This window comes from Paenibacillus sp. FSL R7-277, assembly GCF_000517965.1.
Lineage (GTDB): Bacteria > Bacillota > Bacilli > Paenibacillales > Paenibacillaceae > Paenibacillus_AQ > Paenibacillus_AQ silagei.
Genome location: NZ_ASPX01000034.1, coordinates 218,667 through 240,592 on the forward strand (window position 1 = coordinate 218,667; position 21,926 = coordinate 240,592).

Annotated in this window: 19 protein-coding genes and 1 tRNA gene; 6 read left to right on the forward strand and 14 right to left on the reverse strand. The window is 53.5% G+C overall.

Features of this window, described 5'->3' with window-relative positions; translation table 11 throughout:
* Positions 1 to 9 precede the first annotated feature (9 nt).
* Positions 10 to 1,413, reverse strand: a complete 1,404-nt coding sequence (locus C173_RS13120) for an NAD(P)-binding domain-containing protein (RefSeq protein ID WP_036725525.1) — start codon at positions 1,411 to 1,413, stop codon at positions 10 to 12.
* A 457-nt stretch (positions 1,414 to 1,870) separates the two neighbouring features.
* Positions 1,871 to 2,233: a hypothetical protein gene (locus C173_RS13125; protein ID WP_051478024.1), complete on the reverse strand. Its 363-nt coding sequence runs from the start codon at positions 2,231 to 2,233 to the stop codon at positions 1,871 to 1,873.
* 165 nt (positions 2,234 to 2,398) lie between these two features.
* On the opposite strand from C173_RS13125, the gene C173_RS13130 reads away from it, so the two are divergent.
* On the forward strand, positions 2,399 to 3,688 hold the full coding sequence (locus C173_RS13130) for a S8 family peptidase (RefSeq protein WP_051478025.1): 1,290 nt from the start codon (positions 2,399 to 2,401) through the stop codon (positions 3,686 to 3,688).
* 77 nt (positions 3,689 to 3,765) lie between these two features.
* On the opposite strand, the gene C173_RS13135 is transcribed toward C173_RS13130, so the two are convergent.
* From C173_RS13135 to C173_RS13150, 4 genes are all read right to left on the reverse strand, one after another.
* A complete protein-coding gene (locus C173_RS13135) occupies positions 3,766 to 5,091 on the reverse strand; it encodes an amidase (RefSeq protein ID WP_051478026.1) in 1,326 nt (441 codons plus the stop codon).
* Between the two features lie 157 nt (positions 5,092 to 5,248).
* Entirely contained in the window at positions 5,249 to 5,704 is a 456-nt protein-coding gene (locus C173_RS13140; RefSeq protein WP_036725414.1) for a hypothetical protein, read from the reverse strand.
* Between the two features lie 34 nt (positions 5,705 to 5,738).
* Positions 5,739 to 6,176, reverse strand: coding sequence for a LytTR family DNA-binding domain-containing protein (locus C173_RS13145; protein WP_036725417.1), 438 nt, complete (start codon positions 6,174 to 6,176; stop codon positions 5,739 to 5,741).
* Between the two features lie 223 nt (positions 6,177 to 6,399).
* Entirely contained in the window at positions 6,400 to 6,675 is a 276-nt protein-coding gene (locus C173_RS13150) for a CD3324 family protein (protein WP_036725418.1), read from the reverse strand.
* A gap of 375 nt (positions 6,676 to 7,050) precedes the next feature.
* Here C173_RS13150 and C173_RS13155 point away from each other — a divergent pair, with 375 nt between their 5' ends.
* Positions 7,051 to 8,742, forward strand: coding sequence for a M3 family oligoendopeptidase (locus C173_RS13155; RefSeq protein WP_036725420.1), 1,692 nt, complete (start codon positions 7,051 to 7,053; stop codon positions 8,740 to 8,742).
* Positions 8,743 to 8,885: 143 nt separating this feature from the next.
* On the opposite strand, the gene C173_RS13160 is transcribed toward C173_RS13155, so the two are convergent.
* Both C173_RS13160 and C173_RS13165 read right to left on the reverse strand, forming a co-directional pair.
* Positions 8,886 to 9,272: an iron chaperone gene (locus C173_RS13160; RefSeq protein ID WP_036725422.1), complete on the reverse strand. Its 387-nt coding sequence runs from the start codon at positions 9,270 to 9,272 to the stop codon at positions 8,886 to 8,888.
* Between the two features lie 103 nt (positions 9,273 to 9,375).
* A complete protein-coding gene (locus C173_RS13165) occupies positions 9,376 to 10,308 on the reverse strand; it encodes an alpha/beta hydrolase (protein ID WP_081751156.1) in 933 nt (310 codons plus the stop codon).
* Between the two features lie 259 nt (positions 10,309 to 10,567).
* Between C173_RS13165 and C173_RS13170 the strand changes: the two genes are divergently transcribed.
* Together C173_RS13170 and C173_RS13175 are read left to right on the forward strand one after the other, a co-directional pair.
* The gene (locus tag C173_RS13170) at positions 10,568 to 11,062 is read left to right on the forward strand and encodes a sigma-70 family RNA polymerase sigma factor (RefSeq protein WP_051478037.1); all 495 of its coding nucleotides are present in this window, start codon (positions 10,568 to 10,570) and stop codon (positions 11,060 to 11,062) included.
* Between the two features lie 20 nt (positions 11,063 to 11,082).
* A complete protein-coding gene (locus C173_RS13175; protein ID WP_036725425.1) occupies positions 11,083 to 12,603 on the forward strand; it encodes a DUF4179 domain-containing protein in 1,521 nt (506 codons plus the stop codon).
* Positions 12,604 to 12,692: 89 nt separating this feature from the next.
* Here C173_RS13175 and C173_RS13180 read toward each other — a convergent pair whose 3' ends face one another.
* Both C173_RS13180 and C173_RS13185 read right to left on the reverse strand, forming a co-directional pair.
* A complete protein-coding gene (locus C173_RS13180) occupies positions 12,693 to 13,934 on the reverse strand; it encodes an RICIN domain-containing protein (protein ID WP_036725427.1) in 1,242 nt (413 codons plus the stop codon).
* A gap of 306 nt (positions 13,935 to 14,240) precedes the next feature.
* Positions 14,241 to 14,888, reverse strand: coding sequence for a hypothetical protein (locus C173_RS13185; protein ID WP_036725428.1), 648 nt, complete (start codon positions 14,886 to 14,888; stop codon positions 14,241 to 14,243).
* 174 nt (positions 14,889 to 15,062) lie between these two features.
* On the opposite strand from C173_RS13185, the gene C173_RS13190 reads away from it, so the two are divergent.
* The gene (locus C173_RS13190; protein WP_036725430.1) at positions 15,063 to 15,950 is read left to right on the forward strand and encodes a fructose bisphosphate aldolase; all 888 of its coding nucleotides are present in this window, start codon (positions 15,063 to 15,065) and stop codon (positions 15,948 to 15,950) included.
* A gap of 372 nt (positions 15,951 to 16,322) precedes the next feature.
* On the opposite strand, the gene C173_RS13195 is transcribed toward C173_RS13190, so the two are convergent.
* From C173_RS13195 to C173_RS13205, 3 genes are all read right to left on the reverse strand, one after another.
* The gene (locus C173_RS13195; RefSeq protein ID WP_036725432.1) at positions 16,323 to 17,372 is read right to left on the reverse strand and encodes an Atu2307/SP_0267 family LLM class monooxygenase; all 1,050 of its coding nucleotides are present in this window, start codon (positions 17,370 to 17,372) and stop codon (positions 16,323 to 16,325) included.
* Between the two features lie 160 nt (positions 17,373 to 17,532).
* Positions 17,533 to 20,463: an insulinase family protein gene (locus C173_RS13200; RefSeq protein WP_036725434.1), complete on the reverse strand. Its 2,931-nt coding sequence runs from the start codon at positions 20,461 to 20,463 to the stop codon at positions 17,533 to 17,535.
* Positions 20,464 to 20,595: 132 nt separating this feature from the next.
* Positions 20,596 to 20,961 carry a DUF4180 domain-containing protein gene (locus C173_RS13205; protein WP_036725435.1) on the reverse strand — a complete coding sequence of 122 codons (366 nt, stop codon included), beginning with the start codon at positions 20,959 to 20,961 and terminating at the stop codon, positions 20,596 to 20,598.
* Between the two features lie 63 nt (positions 20,962 to 21,024).
* Between C173_RS13205 and C173_RS13210 the strand changes: the two genes are divergently transcribed.
* The gene (locus C173_RS13210; protein WP_235191882.1) at positions 21,025 to 21,414 is read left to right on the forward strand and encodes a VOC family protein; all 390 of its coding nucleotides are present in this window, start codon (positions 21,025 to 21,027) and stop codon (positions 21,412 to 21,414) included.
* A 403-nt stretch (positions 21,415 to 21,817) separates the two neighbouring features.
* On the opposite strand, the gene C173_RS13215 is transcribed toward C173_RS13210, so the two are convergent.
* Positions 21,818 to 21,890, reverse strand: a tRNA-Lys gene (locus tag C173_RS13215).
* Positions 21,891 to 21,926 lie beyond the last annotated feature (36 nt).

Consider the following 21,926-nt stretch of genomic DNA (forward strand, 5'->3'; position numbering starts at 1 on the left):
CCGGCCGTCTTACTGGCCTGTAAATTCAATCTCATCGTACTCATAATAAGCCTGTAGGATCTGCTGCCGGTCATCCAGGAACAGCTGGTCAGCCACGCCGCTGACCAGTCTAGGAATCGCATTCCGCAGGCCCGAGATGGCCGATGCTGATAACCCGCAGCTGGCCAGAGCGGAATAGTTGAACACGAATAAGCCATGCAGCAGCTTGCGGCCTGCTTCGTCCCGGCTTTGAAGTGCAAAGCCTGGGCTAAGGTAAGGGTGCGCATCCAGCAGCGGATTCGCCGCTCCCGCAGGCGCCGTGTACCGGTCGCTCCAGCGGGCAATATGAGGCTCCACCTGCCGCAGCTCCGGCCGCAGGGCAGGATCGCTAAGCAGGCCCGTGCTGACAATCAGATAGTCGAAGCTGAACTCTCCCGCGGGCGTAGTCACCACCGCCTGCTCCCCCGAAGCCTCCACCTTCAGCCACGGCGAGCCGAGGTGCAGCCGGAAGCCGGGCCATGCCGCTGCACGGCGGAAGGTATCGCTTGTCGGCGGCTGATTATACTGGAAGAAATGCGAGATCACTGCATATTTGTCCGCATCCGCCAAGGTATGGAACCGCTCAATCATACCTGAGCCCTCCATCTGGCGGATCGGGTTCACCCCCGGAAGCTGCGCCCGGCGGACGAAGACCTGGGCCTCAGCCGCGCCCTCCTGAAGCGCGTAATTGGCATTGTCGAAGGCGGACGCCCCGCCGCCTAGAATCCCCACCCGCTTGCCGCGCAGGGCAGCGAAGTCAATCTGCCGGGAGGTGTGGGCGTACAGGTGCTCCGGCAGATGATCTGCAATCATTGGCGGAACATGCCACTGCCCTCCGCCTTGAATACCTGTAGCCAGCACCACCTTACGGGCCAGCAGTGTTCCAGGCGGCTTACCCGCCTCTGTAACCTGCAGACGGTAGATTCCATCGTCACCAGGCTCGACCAGCCTTAGCTGCACCTCGTTACGTACCGGCAGCTTCAGAATCTGCCGGTACCAGCGCAGATACTCCATCCACTGGCCGCGCGGGATTTTGTCCACCTCACTCCAGGCCCCCGCCCCATGCTGAGCCTCCCACCAGGAGCGGAAGGTCAGCGACGGAATTCCGAGATCAATCGAGGTCAGATGCTTGGGTGTGCGAAGCGTCACCATCCGGGCATAGGTCTCCCACGGCCCCTCCAGCCCGTCACGATTCTCATCGATGATCAGCAGATTCGAGATCCGTTCGCGCAGCAAGCCAAAAGCCGCACCGAGCCCACTCTGGCCCCCGCCCACAATGACGACATCATAGACATGGCCTTCATCATGCTCCACAGGGCGGACCCAATCCGCGCCGCCATAGGCGAGATAAGCGAGATCCGTGTTCACACGTTCATTCAAGGCTTCCAGGCTCATCATTCCTCAGACCTTTCCGGGGCATCTTCAGCTCATAGCTGCTGCTCACTTTGCAATCTGTTCCATAATCCCTGATATACATCTATGGCGATATTATATAGGGTATGCCCCCGCTTTTGAACATTGATGGAAGGTTTATTGTCATAAGAACTGAATTCAGTGGACGGGATTGTACATTAAGCCAATATTTTAACGCCAACTCGCCTTAATGCTTGACAAACGAAATATTATCTCACACGTATCCGCAAAATAAACCCCACAAAGTGAGGCTTTAGCTTGGATGATGACTCAGATACTTTGCGGGGACCCCAAAACATATAAATTCTTTCAAAAAAGAGCTGCCCCCATCAGCCCTCCGGCCCCGGAAACAGCTCTTTCGTTCAGTCATTCACAGCTACACTATGCAATCTGGCTTTCTATCTTGCTCTGTTCATAGAATATAAATAGGTCCGCCACCTTAGAAGCGTGCTACAAAAAACTCGCGGTTCGACGGGACGAACTTCTGTGTGCGCTGCACATTATCCGCATCGATAATTCGGAGCGTGTAGCTGACTGTTGTCAGCGTACTGATCGTATTAAACTGGGCGACGCCGAATTCATCGAACTGAGCCGTGATCACAGTGCCGGAGCTCCGGGTCAGTGTAGCCGTCCAGCCCTGCGTTTCGTAAGGGACATTGTTATTGTTCACTGCAAGCACGATGAAATTATTAAGCACCTGTCTGATCCGCCGTCTCTTGGGTCTTACTACCGCCGCTGCTCTTGCTTTTTTAGCCATCAGTTGACGTTTTGCCAGCAATGCCTTCTTCTCTGATTCTTTCATTTGCTTCACCACTTTCTATTGGAATACAGTAGTAAATGCAAGAGAAGAATCAACCGAAACGCACTTTTGCCTGTTATTTACATAAATGTATCCCTGTACTCATTCATGGTTTCGTACCCACAGGGCAGCTGGCCGCATACACTGCTTCATAGAGGTGATTACATTATGAAGAGTGTACCATCATGGGTCAGGCATCACGCCGCCAAGCTCAACCGGCCCCTGAAGCATAAGATCCGCAGTGCTTATTCCACTAGTGCTGCAAATGCTGCTATACCGGTGATCATACAGTTCAGACAACCGATTACTCCAGCGGGACTCCGCGAACTAAGGACGCATCTGGGACGGCATGTCCTCCCGGTCAAGCATCATCTGCGGCTGCACCAGGCCGTGGCTTCACAGGTATCCCTGAAATGTCTGGAGCATGTATGCCGCTGGAACGGAGTCCATAAAGTCTATCTGGATGGAATCAAGAAGGCTACGCTCAACATTGCAACTCCATCCATAGGCGCTACAGCGGTTAGACGCTCAAGAGGGCTTACCGGCAAAGGCATCAACATCGCTGTGCTTGATACCGGAGTCTATCCGCATCCCGATCTGACCCGGCCGGTGAACCGCATTCTGGCGTTCAAGGATTATATCAATCACCGGAAATGCCCGTATGATGACAACGGACACGGCACGCATATCACCGGGGATGCCGCCGGTAACGGCTGGTCCAGCCGGGGCAAGTACCGGGGACCCGCGCCGGAAGCGGGGATTGTCGGAATCAAGGTGCTGGATAAGTATGGGAACGGCTATGACTCCACCATTATCAAGGCAATTGAATACTGCATCACCCGCCGCAAAAAGCTGAAGCTGCGCATCCTCTCCATGTCCTTCGGCGGACCGGTGGCTCCGCATGTCAAGGATGACCTTCTCGTCCAGGCTGTTGAAAAAGCCGGCAAATCCGGGCTCACCGTAGTCATCGCCGCCGGTAATGCCGGCCCCAGGCGCCGGACTATTGAGTCCCCCGGGATCAGCCCCTCCGCGATCACCGTCGGAGCCGTCAATGACCGCCGGACGCTGACGCAGAAGGATGACCGGATCGCCGTCTATTCCAGCCGCGGGCCCGCTCCCGGCGGCAAGGTGAAGCCGGATCTGGTCGCCCCCGGCGATTCAGTGATCTCGCTGCGTGCCCCCGGCTCCCAGCTGGTCCGTGAACTGCCGCGCAATAAGGTCGGCAAGCGGTATTTCAAGCTGTCCGGCACGAGCATCTCCACGCCCATCGTGTCCGGTGCCGCCGCCCAGCTGCTCCAGCTCCGCCCATGCCTCACGCCGCGCCAGGTGAAGCTCTTGCTGAAGCGTAACGCCTTCCCTCTCCGCCTGAAGCCGAATACCGGCGGCAGCGGGGAGATCGACGTACGGTTCCTGAAGCGGCGCTGCTTCCCCAAGAAACCCCACAAAGTGAGACTTTAGCTTCGATGGATATTCAGGTACTTTGCGGGGACCCCAAAACAAAATAACCGGCACCGTAACCAACCGGTAACCGCTCCTTATTCCACGGGGAGCGGTTGCTCACCCGCCAGACACAGCCATAGCTGCCGTGCCCAAGCTAACAACTCCTCGTCTTCTCCATATCTTCCTATACACTGGAAGCCGAGCGGCATGCCTTCAAGCGTTGCCGCAGGCAGACTGACCGTGGGCACTCCCGCGAAGCCCCAGACCGCAGGCATCCCTGCCCAGCCCGTATTCCGCTCCTCAATCTTCGGCGCAGTCCCCCCTTGGGCCGGAGAGACCCACAGATCGATTCCCTCTTGTTCCATCAGCTCCATTAGATCCTGCCTCAGCTCCCTTTGCCGGGTTCGGTACTGCTCCAGCTCCTCCTCCGGAATCTGCTGCCCTCTAAGGATCGCTTCCTGCACGGGAAGACCGTATTCCGCTCTATGCTCCGCGAATCTATGCTCATGCTCCCGTGCCAGCTCACCCTCAATGAAACGCAGCATCGCATTTCCGTAGATGAGTTCATCCTCCCACGGCATTTGGACGTAACGGACTTCATATCCAAGCTGTTCAAGTCCTGTGATCTGAGCCCCGAACAGCCCTTTGACTTCCGCGCTCATCAGCTCCATATAGACTCCCTTGGGGATGCCCAGAACCGGCTTGCGGGGGATTGGGGCAGCAGGAGTCTCCCAGTCCGGGACAAGCAAGGCCGCCGCAGCCTCCATATCAGGCAAGTTTTGTGTGAAGAACCCTACTGAGTCAAAAGACGGTGAGAACAGCAGCACCCCATCCAGCGGAACCCTCCCGTAGCTGGGCTTGAAGCCGACCACTCCGCAAAAGGACGCCGGGGCGATCACCGAACGCAGCGTCTGTGTGCCCACTGCCAGCGGACAGAGCCCCGCAGCCACCGCTGCGGCGGAGCCTGCACTGGAACCTCCTGGAGTATGCCCGGTATTATGCGGATTAAGCGTAGCAATCGGCCCGTTATAGGCGAATTCCTCGGTCACCGTCTTGCCTGCAATCACGGCCCCTAGGGCACGCAGCTTAGCGACCAGAGATCCCTGGGCACCGGCTAACAGCTCAGCGGATAGCTGTGATCCCGCCCGGGTCGGCAGGCCGTCTACATGCAGCAGATCCTTAATGCCCACAGGAATGCCGAAGAGGGCCGGTTTACGCTCATCTCCGCTGTAGGTACGTTGCAGCAGAGCTTTTTCCGAATCCAGACGCCCTTCAGCCTCAGCCTCAGGGACAAATGCATGGATATGCGGCTCAACCTGTCTGTAACGCTCCAAGTACGGGTCAAGCACAGTTTCGGGTGAATATCCGGGTTCGTGAATCCGGCTCATCATTTCTGTCAGGGATACCTTGTGAAGCAGCATAAGATCATCTCCATGGAAGATTATGTATAGCATTTGGCTTATTACGGTTCAGTCTGCAAAAGGTAACAGAAATCCCCAACCTTACTTAGCACCAAAAAAGCCACCCGGGCCGCTTCCCCTCCAAGATGGCTTTCATAACCCCTATCACCAGAGATTCCTAAAGCTCTTCTTCTTTTTGCTCCCCGTCCTGCTTATACTCATACAGCTTCTGATTAAGCTGCTTGGCTTCCCGTTTCCCGTCGATGTGCATCATCGCGTACACCATACTTTTGACCACCAGAATAACAATGACGAACGGCACCAGCACTCCCTTATCCATCAGCGGGCCATCCGCGAACAGCCACAGCCAGAGAATCACCAATACATCAGCAAGGATGAAGCAGAGGTAGAAGCTGATCGTCTGCACTTTGGGATCAACCTCATACGTATTCACCAGCGCATAGCGGAAGCAGGTAAATGCCGCAGCCCCCAGGAACAATTGCACCAGCAGCGAGCCCCGGATCATCTCCGTTGAGTTCAGAGCCAGCACAACCGCCGCGAGCACCATCAGACCCCCGCAAGCCACCAGCAGATCCTTCACGAACAAAGACACATACTTTCTGGTTGTAATCATGAGTTTTCCTCCTAGTCAAGTTTGGACAGCGCAGCTATAACCCTAACTTCCGTTTGAGCACCGGGACGTATTGTCTGGAGATGTAGACCTTCTCACCGTTGTGCAACAGCGCCTCGTATCTTCCGTAGAGCACCGGGCGGAGCGACTCGATCTTGGCCACATTCAGGATGCTGGATTTGGAGGCCCTGAAAAAATCGCCAGACTCATACTCCGTCTCCAGCTCATACAGCTTCAGCCTTGACTCATACACCTTCTCCTGGCAGTAGATGAACACCTTATGATCCACCGCCTCGAAATAATAAACCTCATGCGGATGGATGATGTGCATTTGCAGCCCGTTCATACCAATCAGCTTCCTTGCGCCTGCGTTCACCGAGTAGATCAGCCCCAGCAAGGCTTCATCCGGGTCGTTGCACCTGAGAATAATTTCAGGCTCCCCGCCCTCCGGCACCTGCTCAATCGTGATTTTCACCGCCACCGCCTCCTGCCTTCTCTCCCTACAGCTACAGTATATTTTTGTAAAATAACTTATACAATGGCCTTTTCGCAAGCTGCACTCTAGCGGCTTTAAGCTGCAATAACGGAATCTCAGTCCGCAACCTCGTCTGCAATTGGCTACACTTCTAATGGGTCCGTCTAATTTAGAGGATTCAGTCGAGAATGGCGTATCATCTGAGCAGCAAAAAACCCGCAGATCAGCTCTGCGGGTTCTTGGAATATACAATTTTGCGGATGCTGTCGATGGATAACCCGTATTGCTCGCACAATTGGTACAACTCTGCACCTTCTTGGAAGCGGCTACGGATCTCAGCATTGCGGACTTTATAGTAATTGGCTGCTCCTGAGCTTTCACCCCATTTTCGGCGTTTGCTCGGGCAGGTTGGAATATACAGGGCTTCCCCTTGAATATATTGCTGAATTTCCTTCAGCAGGTGTTCTGGCAATAGCTTTGCTGCATTTATACATTGCATCTCTGGCTCGCTCCTTAAAATATATTAATCTTTTAAGGGCAAAGCCTGTGTATAAATAACTGTATTTCTTAAAACATACTACAGGCGAATAAATCCGCTCCATGCCAAGCTTTCGCCTTAGTTATTTCACAGGCTTTGCATGGAGCGTGCCGTTCACATACTGACTCATCCGAAACATGGGTCATCACCTCCCGGGATTCTGGAATTGGTGCAGATTACCTCTATTCTAAAATAATTTCCATATCCATTCAACCACTAGACGCTGCTGCACCCATAATTAGCTATAATCAAACTTTACGGCCTGAACATTAGTTTTTTGCGGGCGCCGATTATATAATAGAATCTATATGGTAAAGAAAGGATGCGATACAGCAAATGAAATTCTCAGAATATGTATACGAACGCCCGGATGTGGAGCAATTCAAGCAGGAGTTCACCACGCTGCTGAAGGACCTGGAGACAGGCAATCTGGAGGAGCAAAAAGCTGCCGTGGCAGCAATCAATAAGCTGCGCAGCCGCTTCGATACGATGGAGACGCTCGTGAGTGTCCGCCACTCCATTGATACGGAGGATGCATTCTACAAGGCAGAGCAGGATTATATGGACGAGACCGGACCGGTGATCCAGGAGTACATCACGGATTATTACAGAGCCCTCGTCAACTCCAAGTACAGAGCCGAGTTCGAGCAGGAATGGGGAACACAGCTGTTAAGCCTGGCCGAAATCTCACTGCGTACCTTCAGCCCTGAAGTGATTGAAGATCTGCAGCTGGAGAATAAGCTGTCCTCCGAATACTCCCAATTGATCGCGTCCGCCAAAATCATGTTCCAGGGCGAAGAACGCACCTTGGCACAGCTGATTCCGTTCGATTCTTCCACGGACCGTGAAGTTCGCAAAGGCGTATTCGAAGCCCGTAATGCCTTCATGGCAGAGCATGAACCCGAATTCGACCGGATCTATGACGAACTGGTGAAGGTCCGGGCGGGAATCGCTGCCAAGCTGGGATACAAGAGCTTCGTGGAGCTCGGGTATGACCGGATGGGACGTACCGATTATAATGCTGAGATGGTAGCAGGCTTCCGCAAGCAGGTGCATGAGCATATCGTGCCGGTTGCGGGGAAGCTGAAGCAGCGCCAGCGCGAACGCCTTCAGCTGGACGGACTGAAATTTTACGATGAGGGGATTAAGTTCAATTCCGGCAACGCTACCCCTAAGGGAGACCCGGACTGGATCGTGGCGAATGGTGCGAAGATGTATCAGGAGATGTCCCCGGAGACCGGTGAATTCTTCAGCTTCATGCAGGAGAACGGGCTGATGGATCTGGTCAGCAAAAAAGGCAAGGAATTCGGCGGCTACTGCACCTTCTTCAGCGACTACCGTGCTCCGTTTATTTTCTCCAACTTCAATGGAACCTCCGGCGATATCGATGTACTGACCCATGAGGTCGGGCACGCGTTCCAAGCGTATTCCAGCCGGAATATGGAGGTTCCTGAATATACGTTCCCGACCTCCGAAGCCGCTGAGATTCATTCGATGAGTATGGAGTTCTTCGCCTGGCCATGGATGGACCTGTTCTTCAAGGAGGAGGCGGACAAGTACCGTTTCAACCACCTGGCGGACAGTTTGGAGTTCATTCCTTATGGCGTATCTGTCGATGAATTCCAGCATTTTGTGTACGAGCATCCGGAAGCTACGCCGCAGGAACGCAAACAGGCTTGGCGGGACATAGAACGGAAATACCTGCCGCACCGTGACTATGACGGTAATGCTTATCTGGAGCAAGGCGGCTTCTGGCACAAGCAGGCCCATATCTTCCGCTCCCCGTTCTACTATATCGACTATACCCTGGCCCAGCTCTGCGCCTTCCAGTTCTGGAAACGCTCGAACGAGGACTTCACCTCGGCCTGGCCGGATTATCTGAAGCTCTGCCAGGCCGGAGGCAGCCGCTCCTTCACGGAGCTGGTGAAGCTTGCCGGATTAACCTCCCCGTTCGAGGATGGCTGCATCGGCTCCGTCATCGGAGAGATTGAGGGCTGGCTGAACAGCATAGACGATAAGGCGCTGTAGGGACTGGGATTCATACACCGAATACAATTAAGTTATATTCACCATCAAGCGTAGCGTCAACTATTAGGGGCTGTCCCAAGTAGCCAATTCACGGCTTCGGGACAGCCCCTTTTTTTATGTTGGATCAACATGAACCCGCCCTCTTATTTCTTCTTCCGCTTCTCTGCAGCCTGCTGCTGATTCTCTTCCACTCTGAACTTGACGATTCTGGCAATGAGATCATAGGGGAGCGGCTCCTTGATGGGGAACTGTACCGAACCCTTGGCTCCTTTGTACTGCGCTAGTTCCTCCTTGAAGGCTTCGATTCCACTGGGTGCCGGGTAGAACCCAATATGCGTCTTGTAGGCGGCAATATGCACCAGATTCTTATGCAGGAACCAGGTCGGCATCTGATAGCTGATCTTCTCCACTGCCTCCGGCGCGGCTTCCGAAATGACCTTACGCAAGCTCTGCAGTAGCTCCTGGATCTCCGGCGCAAAGGCGGCAATATACTGGTCCACCGATTCATAGGTAACTTTAATCTTTTCCACTTCGGCTTCATCTCCCTTGGGTTAGTTCATATACGCAGTTAAAGTAAGCCCAACTTATATGTAGCACACAGCTTTTCAAAATTCAAATTGTAATTCGTAAGCGTCATGATCCATCTGTCCTCCCGGCATAGAACTTCAAATATTCGTCCATGTGGCTCTTCCAATAGTCCCCGTCATGCTGGCCTGCTCTGAGGTGATATTCTACCGGCACGCCCTTCTCCTTAAGTAGGGTATACAGTTGCTCCGTGCCTTCATAGAACCGGTAGCTATCCTCCGCCCCGCAGTCCAGGTAGATACTCAACTTCGATAAGTCCCTGTTCTGCGCCAAAAGAAGCGGGTCACGCTCCTGCCGCAGCGCTTCCGTCGGATAGAGAAACTGGACCAGGCCGTTCTCGCCTCCGGCAAGAGACCAGTCATCCAGGAACAGCGCCGGGCTATGCCCGCCAACCCTGCTATAGACATCGCTATGCAAAAACGCCGAATGCAGGCTGATAAAACCGCCCATCGATATACCGCCAATATAGCGGGAATCGCGCTCAGCCAGAGTTTTGAAATGTGAATCTGTATACTCCACAACATCCTTTACCAGATAATCCTCATACCGTTCACCGCCCAGCGCTGCGGGATCACCCGGATTAGCTACAGCATTCAGCCCATAGCTGTTGTCCATCTGGGGAGCGACGATAATGAGCGGCTCGATTTGACCGGCCTCAATCAGTCGTTCTGCATTCTGCTGAAGGTTCAGTCCGTCAAAAATATCCGTCTCCCGGCTGCCGTAGCCATGGATGAAATAGAGCACCGGATAACGCTGAGAGGCATTATACCCTGCAGGAAGATAGACACTGAGCCGCATATCCCGGTCGAGGGCCTCACTGTGAAAAACCAGATTCTGTACGCCCGGGCTTTGCAGCGGTGCCGTCTCAACCTTGTCTTCTGCCCCTTGAGAGTCTTCGCCTGAGTTCCGTGAACAACCACCCAGCACTATATACAGTATGATCAGAAGCAGATACAGGCAGGCGCTTCGAGAACCTTTCATATCGACCGCCTCCCGTTCTCCGCCACAATCGTAGCGCTTACAATTAACAGTACCACAATTCTGGATATTTATAGTAGTACAATTATAGCGCTTGGCTGCGGCCTGTTTGTCACTGGTTGGCCTAACTGATATGTGTTTTAATAAAAATCAATCGTTTTTCCGGTTAGCTCCGTCTTACTTATGAAAACATATTTAAAGGACGACTTCTTCCATAGACCAACACAATAAGGAAGAGGGGATGGTGAATGGGGGGAAGACAATGAACAAAGCCAATGCAGCAGATCTGGCGCTGATGGATGAAGAGGTGTTCTTCGAGCGGCTTGCAAGTGAGCACCGTAAACTGTATACGCTCGCGTACAGCTATTTGCGCTCAGAAGCAGATGCCCTGGAAGCGGTGCAGGAAGCCTCGTGCCGGGCCTGGATGAAGCGCAAACAGCTTAAGAACGAGCAGGCCTTCACACCGTGGCTGCTGCGGATTACCATCAACTGCTGCATGGATGAGCTAAGGCGTAAAAAACGCGTCGTGCTGGCGGAGAAGCTGGAGGAGAAGGAAGCCCAGGAGATGAGGAGCAGTGACCGTCTCGATCTGGAGCGGGCGATGAGCCGGATGAAGCCGAAATACCGGCATGCTGTGATGCTCAAGTATTACCAGGATATGACGACCACTGAAATTGCCAAGGTACTGAATAAGCCCGAAGGCACGATCAAAACCTGGCTGCGTGAAGGACTTAGGCTGTTGCGGAAATATCTGTGAGCAAATCGGAGGTGACAGAAATGTTGGAAAAAGAAGAGCGTGTCCTGAAACAGGATGCCCAGGAGGTCCATCTTCATGCAGAGGAGATTCAGGAATTGAAAATTCATAATGCAATGCGCAGTGGAATGGCGCAAGGGAAAAAACGCAGCAAACGGCGTTTCTATTCCTATGGGGCCGGCGCCGTATTAGCCGCAGCCGCAGCCATTTTTGTGTTTGTCTCATCCATCGGCTTGCCGGCCGGAGGTACAGACGATTCGATCCTCGGCGGTTCAGTGCAGGCGGCCAGTACCACAAGCTGGAATGATTTTGCGGACTATCGCAAACAGCCATTAAAAAACCGGCTGGTTGGCAGCATCCTGGAACGAAATTTGGTTCAACCGGTCCGTCAAAGCGCAACAAACAATGGATACCGCATGGATGTGGATGGCGCCGTCACGGATGGCCGTAAAGTGTATATCCTATTCAATGTACACAACGGTACGGATAAAGTAGTCGATTATGGGCATACAAAAATTCAATTCGGTGATTATGAGGTTCCAGATCCGCATCGGGGCGCGGCCCTCGAATTAGTGTACAGTGGCGAATCCAGAATTCAGCCCGGCGAAGACAAGAATTTTATTTATTCCACTAACTATCCGGCTTCCATCACTGATTCCAAGGATCTGAAGTTTACTCTAATTCTCACCAAAACATCCGACCAGGCGCTCACTTCCAGCAGCAACAAGTATCGGACCAGCCTGGAGGTATCGTTTCAGCTTGACCCAGACGAATTCAAAGACCAGGTACGCACACTCCCTGTGAATCGCACGCTTATAGTGGACGGTCAACAGATCAAAGTGCGCCAAGTGCAGTATACTCCGTTCAATACTTATGTCGATCTGGAGTATGACGAGGCGAACACCAAACAGATTTTCAGCCTGCTGAATCCTGTTCTGATCGCAACGACCGGGAGTCAAACCGAGAAATTGGTTTATCCGGGCAGAATCACGGCCGATAATTCCGAGGTGTACAAAGACCACTCGCAGGCAACGCTGGTGTTCAGGTATACCCAGCTTAACCAGCCGGACTCCACCACGCTGAAGATTGCCGGGATCTCGGCGCTGGAGCCGGACCGTATGAAATTTGTGGTCGATCTGAACAAGCAGCAAGTGATTGAAGCACCGGCAAACGATTGGGAAATGGTCACATCCAAGGAAGAACATCATGCAACAGCGGCAGAGATTCTGCTCCGGCGTAAGGTGACCCATCTGTCTTATTTCACCGATTCGCAAGGGGCGGTACAGGCGGAGAACATCGGCGCACAACTGGCCGACAAATTCACCGATGCGAACGGCCAGGTGCATAATAGAACGAATCGGGAAACGCCACTAATCGACTTCGGCGGCACCATGATCTCTAGAGATGGTACGGGAACCAGTGAGATAAGTTTATCTTTTGACAGTCAAGCTGCAGATTATCCGCAGCCGCTTACTCTATCGGTAGAGCGTATCTGGAATCCAATTGTGGAGACACAAAGTATCGAGCTGTTTGCGAAGAAATAGAAGCTTGCCGCAAACAGCAAGAAGCCCCGCCCAGCCGACAGGCTTGCGGGGCTTCTTGCTTATTTATCTGGACTTTGGAACTTCCACTCCTAATTAATTTTGGTAAGCTGCCATTTCTGGGCGTCGGTTCCGTTGTCCGTCCATTGCTGCACGACCGCTCCGTCTGCGGTGGAGGAGTTCGAGACATCCATGGCCAGCCCGCTCGCTTTGGAGATCAGCTTGTAGTATCCGCCGCCCACATCGACGATGCTCCACCGCTGGGCGTTGCTGCCGTTGTCATTCGCCTGCTGAAGCTGGACTCCGCTTGCCGTGGAGGCATTCGGCACATCCAGCAGCTTGCCGCTATGCATCGCTGTAAGCTTGTAGAAGCCGTCTCCCGTGCTCTCCACTCTGAATTGCTGATTGGCGGCGGTGTAATTGGTCCACTGATGCATTTTGGCCCCGTCTGCTGTAGAAACATCTGTCACATCCAGTACCTTGCCGCTTGCCTTGTTCATCAAGGTGTAGACTCCGCCGCTGACAATTCCGCTCGAAGGAGCGCCCGCTTGATACACCCGCACATAATCCACGAGCATCTGTGCCGGGAAGCTGGTAGCTCCATTCGGAGCACCAGGCCAGTTGCCGCCTACCGCAAGATTCAGCAGCAGGAAGAACGGTTTCTGAAATTCCTCCGTGTTGCCGGTTCCGTTCTCAATATAGAATTCATTGAACTGGTTGCCGTCGACGAACCATCTGATGTACTTCGAATCCCATTCCACACTGTATACATGGTATTGGGAGAAGTCCAGATTACCGGATACCCTTCCGAATTCGGCATGGCCGCCTGCATCCCAGTGCACCGTACCGTTGACAGCAGCGTTATTATTTACCCGCTCCATAATATCGATCTCACCGCAGGCAGGCCAGCCGGGCGGGGTGTTGATATTGGAGCCGAGCATCCAGAACGCAGGCCATAATCCTTGCCCGGAAGGCAGCTTGATTCTGGCTTCGATTTTGCCGTAGGTGAAATTCTTGAGTCCCTGTGTCTTAATCCGCGCCGAGGTATAATTCATGCCTTCATAGGATTCTTTCTGCGCCGTGATGACCAGGTTGCCGCCGGTAACCTTAAGGTTCTGTGAACGGTTCGTATAGTATTGCAATTCATTGTTGCCCCAGCCGCCGGTACCTGTGCCAATCTCAGCCGTCCAGTTAGCGGTGTTCAGGGAGGAGCCGTCGAACTCATCGCTCCAGGCCAGATTCCAGGTTGCTGCGCTTGCGCTCCCCGCAGGAACCAGTGCGATGAATAACGTGAACAGCATGAACAGACTTAAGACTTTACCTCTTTTAAGCATTATTGCCCTCCTCTATTGATTTCAAAATGGCCAGCCTTATTTCAATGCACGCGTACGTTCGTGCAGTTGAAACCTTACCCAACCGGTTTCGGACATGGATAATGGCAGCGCCTTCTTCTGCTACATCCCATATATATCGTTTTTGCTTCCCGGAAGAACCAGAAATTTGACAATTCAGCGAACCTGGAGGAAAAGGAGGGGTCTGGCCTTCGGAAGACACTGCCTTGTCAGACCAAACACAGCAAAAAACCGCTCTCCAACGGAGGCGGTTCATGCTTTTGCAAAGATGATACCTTGATTGTCGTACTACTCGAGTCCGTGCTCTTCGCGGATCTTATACATCCCTTGCACGAGCAGCTCCGAAGGATCACGGTTAAGCTGCAGATGCGTCAGTAACAGATGGAGCGGGATAGCGCATACGTTATTTCCGTCCGTGATTGCAGGGAAGCCTGCTTCAAAGACCGGGCCATGCTCCTCGTTCCAGGCCAGTCCGGCATGCACCTGCTCCGGTGCGAACTCCTCCGTTACAGCGGCGATACACATCGGAACCAGCACATTATCAACAGCGGCCTTGGCTTCCTCTTCACTGGCGAGCGGCTTAGGCATGGAGTTGCCTCCCTTGGTCTTCATCAGCTCGTGGAAGAAGGACGCCATCCAGATCTCCGGACTATTGCCGGACTGGAACCGGCCAGCCAGCTCACGAAGGAAGAAGCCGCAGTAATAATCAGCGTTATCTTTATCCTTCACACGGAATACAAATACCGGGCCGTAGTTGTCCAGGTTCAGCACCTGTCCTTCCACATCGCTGAAGCTCATTTTGAGCGCTACAATGCCGTTATGAAAAACAGCCTTGAGCAGCTCATTCCAATTCTCTTCGGTCATGGCCTGCCCGGCAGCTTCCGCTTCACCGTTCACCGGCTCATTCGTGGTCTCATTGGTAGTTTCGTTTGTCATAATTAAATTCACCCCACTTTCTATCATACCATCCTATTGAACAAGGTAACATACCATATCTCTCAACTCAAATGGAAAGCTCTGCCGGACCCCCATGTATGTCCTTATGCGCAAGTGCTATACTAGACAGGGTACAGTAACCATCTCATTTTGCAGAAGGGAATGAACCTAACCATGAATACTGAACAATTGGACCGGATTCACACTGGCCAAGGCTTTATAGCTGCTCTGGATCAGAGCGGAGGAAGCACCCCCAAAGCGCTGCTGCAATACGGTATTAAGGAAGACCGTTATTCAGGGGACGAAGAGATGTACACCATGGTTCACAGCATGAGAACACGCATTATTCAGAGTCCCGCCTTTAACCGGGAGCATATTCTAGGTGCAATTCTGTTCGAGAACACGATGGACCGCCTCATAGACGGGCAATATACCGCCGATTACCTGTGGGAGCAGAAGGGCGTCGTGCCTTTTCTCAAAATAGACCAGGGACTGGCCGCTCCTCAGCACGGAGTCCAGCTCATGAAGCCTATCCCCGCCCTCGATGATCTGCTGAAGCGGGCAGTCAGCAAGCATATCTTCGGTACCAAAATGCGCTCCGTGATCCATGAGGCGAACCCGGAGGGTGTCCGGCAAGTCGTGGAGCAGCAGTTCGAGCTAGCCCGGCAGATCGCCGCCTTCGGACTCGTTCCGATTATTGAACCGGAAGTAGATATCCTCAGCAAGGACAAGCAGGAGTCAGAGCAATTGCTGAAGCATGAACTGGCCGCACGCTTGTCTGAGCTGCCAGATGGCGTGAAGGTCATGCTCAAGCTGTCGATCCCGACAGAGGATAATTTATACAGTGAGCTCGCCGCAGATCCCCATGTGATTCGGATCGTAGCACTCTCAGGAGGGTATACCCAGGCTGAAGCCAACGAGAAGCTGGCCCGCCAGCATGGAGTGATTGCCAGCTTCTCCCGCGCCTTATCCCAGGGGCTCAGCGATCAGCAGACGGAAGAGGAATTTGACCACACCCTCGCTGCGTCGATCCAGGCCATCTATGAGGCTTCGATTACTTGATCAGATCCATGCTCATTTAAGCTCATAGCTTCATATACAGAAGAGGACCCCAGGCCTAGTGCCGCGGGGTCCTCTTCTGTATATTCCGAATATAAGTTCCGAACTCAAAACTACGCCTGATAAATCACCGGCTGATCGCTGCTGTCACCGCAACAAATCTAAAGTGTTGCAGGATCTGCAACTTCCAGTCCTGTATACCTGGGTATGCGGGAGAGATGTTGCATGATATACAGGATTTCTCGAGCTAATCCGCACAAAAGAGGGGAAATGCTGCCTTTCCTGCAACAATCTTCGATCAAGACCTGTTTAGTGGGGAGAATGTTGTATTTCAGGCAGGATTTCATAGCAGTAGCGCTCTTGCTCTAGCAGGAGCTATGCTTGCTTCAACCGCTTAATTCCCTCCCGCACCCTAGGCGCTACCTCTGTCCCGAAGAGGCGGATGGCCTGCATCACCTGGGCATGCGGCATAGAGCCGTGCGGGACATGCAGCAGGAAGCGGGTGATCCCTACGTGCCCGTAGAGGTGGAGGATTTTGCGGGCAACTGTGTCCGGGTCGCCCACATATAGAGCACCGTCAAAGCTGCGGGCAGCATCGTAATCCGCACGGTGATACGAAGGCAGCCCTTTCTCCACCGCCCGGATATTCGTCCGCGCATGTGTAGACGGGAAGAAGGCCTCTACCGCAAGCTCGTCCGTCTCCGCAACATAACCATGAGAGTGTGAAGCAATTGGAAGCTTGGACACATCATGACCCGCCTTGGCTGCTGCCTCCTTATAGAGCCGTACATGCATGGCATAATCGGAAGGATTCACATTGCCGATAATCGCCAGGGCAAAGGGCAGACCCAGGGTACCCGCACGGACCGCAGACTCCGGAGTTCCCGCACTCGCAATCCATACCGGCAGCGGATTCTGCTCCGGACGCGGATAGATCTCCAGATTCGTTATGGCCGGACGGTGCTTGCCGCTCCAGCTCACCTTGCCGGGCTCCCGCAGCTTGAGCAGCAGATCCAGCTTCTCGTCAAACAGCTCTTCGTAGTTCTTCAGATCATAGCCGAATAGAGGAAACGACTCGACGAACGAGCCCCGGCCCACCATAATCTCGGCACGGCCGCCCGATATTCCGTCCAGTGTTGCGAAATCCTGAAATACCCGTACCGGATCGGCTGAGGACAGAATCATGACCGCACTGGTCAGGCGGATTCGGGTCGTCAGCGGTACAGCCGCCGCCATCAGCACAGCAGGCGATGAAGCTGCAAAATCAGGCCGGTGATGCTCACCCACGCCGTATACATCCAGTCCGACCTGATCCGCAAGCACGATCTCCTCCACCACTTCGCGCAGCCGCTCCGCATGGCTTAGAGTCACTCCGGTATTCACATCAGGCGTTGTCTCGACAAAGGTGCTTATTCCAAGTTCCACTTGTGTTCCTCCTAAAAGTCAGTAATCTTTATATTCTAAAACTAAATAGTCAAATATTCAAAGAAAACTTTAACCGGCAGCAAACAGGGCGCCCCGGCTGTGTCAACAGCTCTTGAGGCACCCTATTGTGTGTTAGCTGGTTAATCGTAGCCGCTCCCGCTTATTTCACCAGTTCCTCCAGGCTGCCAAAGGCACCTGAAGCCGATTTCAGCTTGGATTCGCCTCCGACCACACAGAAGTAATTCTGCTGCGTTACCGCCTCAAGCAGACTGGCATAGCTCCTGATATCCCCGGCGGTGGCCGACAGGATTTCATTACGCTCCTGCTGAAGGTCTTCCGCCGTAATCTGCTCGAAATAATGCCGGTCCGCCTGACGGCCTGTAGCGCCGGGACTCAGCGGCTGGTCCAGCATGGCAAGGGTCCCGATAATCGCCCTCTCCATCTCCGCTTCATCAGCCGAATATTCTCCGGCAAACTGAGAGGCCCGGTCATAGACCTCCAGCGTCTCCAGCAGGTTCGGATCGCGGTAGGAAGTGAACAGGATTACCCCGTCGCGGCGCAGGAGCAGATTGCCGCCATATGCTCCGCCCTTGACCCGGACCGTATTCCACAGGTAGGTCAGGCTGAGGATCTTCTTAAGCACCTGCAGCTTGCCGGAATAGGCGAAGCCCAGCTTCTTATAGTCATAACCTTTGACTACATACTGCACCTGGCTCGCGGACATGAAGCCTTCGTTGACCGCCTGCCCCTGTGCAGATAAGAGCGGCTGGGACTCTACCACCCGTCTGCTCAGGTCCAGCTCCTGCACATGTGCGGCGAATTCCGCATACGAATCCGCCGTACCGGTGAGGGAGAGCGTCAGATTCTGCGTATTGAACAACAACCCGCAGATTTCCTTCAAGGTATCTGCAAGCCCCTCAGCCTGCTGGTCAATGCTGCGGGCAAGCTCCTTGATGAAGCGGTAATACGCCACGCCGCCAAGCTGCTCCTCGTACATCCCCCGGTCCGAGAAGTAGGACAGCACCCGGCTGGCTGCAATCTCATTGCCTTTCTGGGTCAGCATCGCTTCCATCCCGGAGGCTTCCCGGCGGACAATCTCCTGCAGCTTGGACAGGTTATCCAGATTGCTGCCGTAGAGCAGCTCATGCAGCAGCTTCAGGGAACCGCCGATGTTGCCCTGCATGACCTTGATCCGCGCGCTGAATTTGGCCTGATAGCTTCCTTCCGCAGACTTCCCGGCTCCGAACACCTCATTCTGGAAACGAATGCCGCCCGTAGTAATCCCGATCTCACTGGTCAGCTCCTCAATACTGTAGGCTTCCGTCTCCAGCTGTCCGAGCACTCTCGCCAGCAGCTCCAGATAAGGAATCTGCTGTGCTGCAAGCACGCTGGTGTCCCAGTACAGCTTGATATAGGCAATTGCACCGGCAGCCACTTCATGATGCAGCACCTTAATCCCGTCCAGCGCAACCTCCACTGTGGGTACCCCGGCCGGGGCAATAGGGTTAACATCCTGGAGGGTCAGCTTCGGCAGCTTCTCCAGCTCCTCTGCGGGGTCAGGAGTATTCTGCCGGGCCAGCAGCTTCTGCGTGCTAAGCACCAGCTCATCCAGCTGTGCCGGGGCCAAAGACGCTTTATATGACGCCAGACGGCTGCGGACTGCCGCATCCTTTTCCCCTGCAAGAGTCTGAGAGGGCTGGAGGACAACGACACTACAGTGGTTACTGTTCAGCAGGTAGGTCTCAATCAGGCGCTCGAAATAACGGTTGGCACTTTGTTCACGGATCGCCGCAAGCGCCGCTTCATATTCCAGATACGTGGACGGCAAGCCGTCATACAGCCAGGCCTTCATCACTTCCATGTTGTAGGTGAGACCCTTCGGATATTGGCTGAAATCGGCTTCACGCAGTTCAAATTCCTTGCTGTTCACCGCAGCGAGCACCAGCTTCTCATCCAGACCGTCCGCAGCAAGGCGGCTCAGAGTTGCTCTGACCAGATTCACGAACTCCTCCATGGCTTCAGGATTAGAATGTGTCAAGGCAATACCCAGCATAGGTTGAACCATACTATCTGAATAAAAAGCAACCACATCCTTGCCCAGGCCGCTCTCCAGCAGCGCTTGCTTCAGCGGGGCCGCATTGCTGTCCATCAGCATGCTTTTCAGAATGGCAAAGGCCAGATTCAGCTCCCGGTCCAGAGAGGTCCCAATTACATAATTCAAGCTCAGGTATGTCTTGTCGGCAGCCGTTTCCGTCTCCAGAATGGGATACTCCGCCGTAAGCTGGGTCATGCCGGTCGGTGCCTGTAGTGCAATCGAAGTATCCATAGCCTTGCGGGTATAGCGGCTGAGATATTCTTCATGGATAAACTGCAGCCGTGCTTCGATATTCAGGTCACCATAGAGATAGAAATAACTGTTCGAGGGGTGATAATAATTCCGGTGCGCCTCCAGAAACTGTTCATAGGTCAATGCAGGGATATGCTGCGGATCGCCGCCGGAGGAGTGACGGTAGATCGTACCCGGGTAGAGCGATTTTTTGATCCGGTCAATCAGCACCGTCACCGGCGAGGAATACGAGCCCTTCATCTCATTGTAGACGACACCCTTATAGATCAGCTCATCCCCGGAATTGGGCAACTCATAGTGCCAGCCCTCCTGCTCGAAAATCTCCGGCTGACTGTAAATGTTCGGCTGAAAGACGCTGTCCAGATAGACCTCCATCAGATTGGCGAAATCCTGGTCATTCTGGCTGGCTACCGGATACATCGTTTTGTCGCCAAAGGTAAAAGCGTTCAGGAACGTCTTCATCGAGCCCTTCAGCAGCTCCACGAACGGTTCCTTTACCGGGAATTTGCCGGAGCCGCAGAGGACCGAATGCTCCAGAATGTGAAACACTCCCGTGCTGTCCGCAGGCGGAGTCCGGAACGTAACACTGAACACCTTATTGTCATCCTGATTCTGTACATAGAGCAGCCGTGCGCCGCTCTGCTGATGCTCCAGCGTGTATACGGAGGATTCGATTTCCCGTATGTACTCCTTGCGTATCACTTGAAACCCGGAATAGACCTCACCTGCTATTAAGCTGCTCATATCTTTCCCCTCCTTAGTTCAGGGCTGCCCTGATTCCATGAGCTTATCATATCCGGGGTTTCCGGTTCCACTATGAGCTGCATAGAGGACCAGGCTAACGGATGCAGCCCTCAGCTCTTAAGCTGCGAGAATCTAGACCCGGCTCAACCGCTCAACTGCCTGCTGCTCATCCGCTACGAAAAATACATCCTTCCCGTTGTTGCATTCATAGATGAAATCACGCAGGCTGCGGCTGGTATAGCTGCTGAAATCACCCACCACGGCTGCCTTCACCTGATAGTTTATGAACTTCTGCAGAATCTCACCGGCCAGCCGAGTCTTGAGGTCGAAGAACTCCTCGCTCAGCAGCGCCTTATGGATCACAATCCGGTCACAGTCGGTCTCATAGCGTACCGTTGCCATAAGATCCAGCGCACTCTGGACATCACTTACCACGGCTTCGTTGCCGCTCACTACAGCGATGATCGTGCCGCCAGCTTCTATAGTTGTTATGTTCATTGTTATAACCTCCTGATCAAATATGTTAAAATATGCGGATAGCTTATCTTAGCAGCAATTGAAATGTACAGCAAAGGATGGATCATGATGGAGCTCACGATGAATTGGATTACACTCAGGGTACGCAATCTGGAGGCTTCCCTTGATTTCTATCACCGGATTCTAGGGCTTCCTGTGGAGCGCAGATTTGAGAGCAGAGGGAAGCAGATCGTCATGCTGGGGATAGAGGGGCAGCCGAAGCTTGAGCTGATAGAGGGTAATGACCCGCCGGTGAAGCCGGAGTGCGGAGTGTCTGTAGGCTTCGAGGTCGCATCGCTCGACAAGGCTATGGCCGAACTTGCTAAGGAAGGAATCCCGGTAGCCCGCGGCCCCATCGCGCCGAATCCCAGCCTGCGCTTCTTCTATATTCTGGACCCAGACGGGTTCGAGGTGCAGCTTGCGGAGCATATGTAACGGCGTTCGGATGGGCTTGCTATCCACGGACTAGCACTAGTAGTGTACCTGATTTGCTGATTTAACCTGCGATTGGGCCTAATGAGATGCATTAGTGCTCCTCATTTGACCCACGCGCCTGCATGCCAGCACAATGTATGCTGTTTCCCGCATACATTTGGCCTATATACCGCTGTACCAGCCGTTTGTACTCGGTTTTTCGCATACATTCAGCCTTTTACCGATGAAATTAGATACACTCCTGCTCTCCCGGCGACCCTTCAGTCCCATTAAGCAACCAAGTCACTCTACGAATCATTCAAAGAGCTCTTTTCCACAAATGTAGACTGACCTTGTCCACAACAGGAGGAATTATAATTTCCTGCACAGCAAAAAAACGGCATTTCTGCCGTTTTTTAAGGGATGGACTCTCAGGGGCTCGAACCCTGGACAAATAGATTAAGAGTCTACTGCTCTACCAACTGAGCTAAGAGTCCGTATGGTGTCTATGTATGATTCTTCTAGACGATGAT

Coding starts and splice junctions, on each gene's coding strand:
- C173_RS13130 (WP_051478025.1), top strand. CDS start 2,399: ATGAAGAGTGTACCATCATGGGTCAGGCATCACGCCGCCAAGCTCAAC.
- C173_RS13200 (WP_036725434.1), bottom strand. CDS start 20,463: ATGAGCAGCTTAATAGCAGGTGAGGTCTATTCCGGGTTTCAAGTGATA.
- C173_RS13155 (WP_036725420.1), top strand. CDS start 7,051: ATGAAATTCTCAGAATATGTATACGAACGCCCGGATGTGGAGCAATTC.
- C173_RS13180 (WP_036725427.1), bottom strand. CDS start 13,934: ATGCTTAAAAGAGGTAAAGTCTTAAGTCTGTTCATGCTGTTCACGTTA.
- C173_RS13150 (WP_036725418.1), bottom strand. CDS start 6,675: ATGCAATGTATAAATGCAGCAAAGCTATTGCCAGAACACCTGCTGAAG.
- C173_RS13175 (WP_036725425.1), top strand. CDS start 11,083: ATGTTGGAAAAAGAAGAGCGTGTCCTGAAACAGGATGCCCAGGAGGTC.
- C173_RS13205 (WP_036725435.1), bottom strand. CDS start 20,961: ATGAACATAACAACTATAGAAGCTGGCGGCACGATCATCGCTGTAGTG.
- C173_RS13210 (WP_235191882.1), top strand. CDS start 21,025: ATGTACAGCAAAGGATGGATCATGATGGAGCTCACGATGAATTGGATT.
- C173_RS13140 (WP_036725414.1), bottom strand. CDS start 5,704: ATGATTACAACCAGAAAGTATGTGTCTTTGTTCGTGAAGGATCTGCTG.
- C173_RS13120 (WP_036725525.1), bottom strand. CDS start 1,413: ATGAGCCTGGAAGCCTTGAATGAACGTGTGAACACGGATCTCGCTTAT.
- C173_RS13170 (WP_051478037.1), top strand. CDS start 10,568: ATGAACAAAGCCAATGCAGCAGATCTGGCGCTGATGGATGAAGAGGTG.
- C173_RS13190 (WP_036725430.1), top strand. CDS start 15,063: ATGAATACTGAACAATTGGACCGGATTCACACTGGCCAAGGCTTTATA.
- C173_RS13135 (WP_051478026.1), bottom strand. CDS start 5,091: ATGCTGCTTCACAAGGTATCCCTGACAGAAATGATGAGCCGGATTCAC.
- C173_RS13125 (WP_051478024.1), bottom strand. CDS start 2,233: ATGAAAGAATCAGAGAAGAAGGCATTGCTGGCAAAACGTCAACTGATG.
- C173_RS13165 (WP_081751156.1), bottom strand. CDS start 10,308: ATGAAAGGTTCTCGAAGCGCCTGCCTGTATCTGCTTCTGATCATACTG.
- C173_RS13185 (WP_036725428.1), bottom strand. CDS start 14,888: ATGACAAACGAAACTACCAATGAGACCACGAATGAGCCGGTGAACGGT.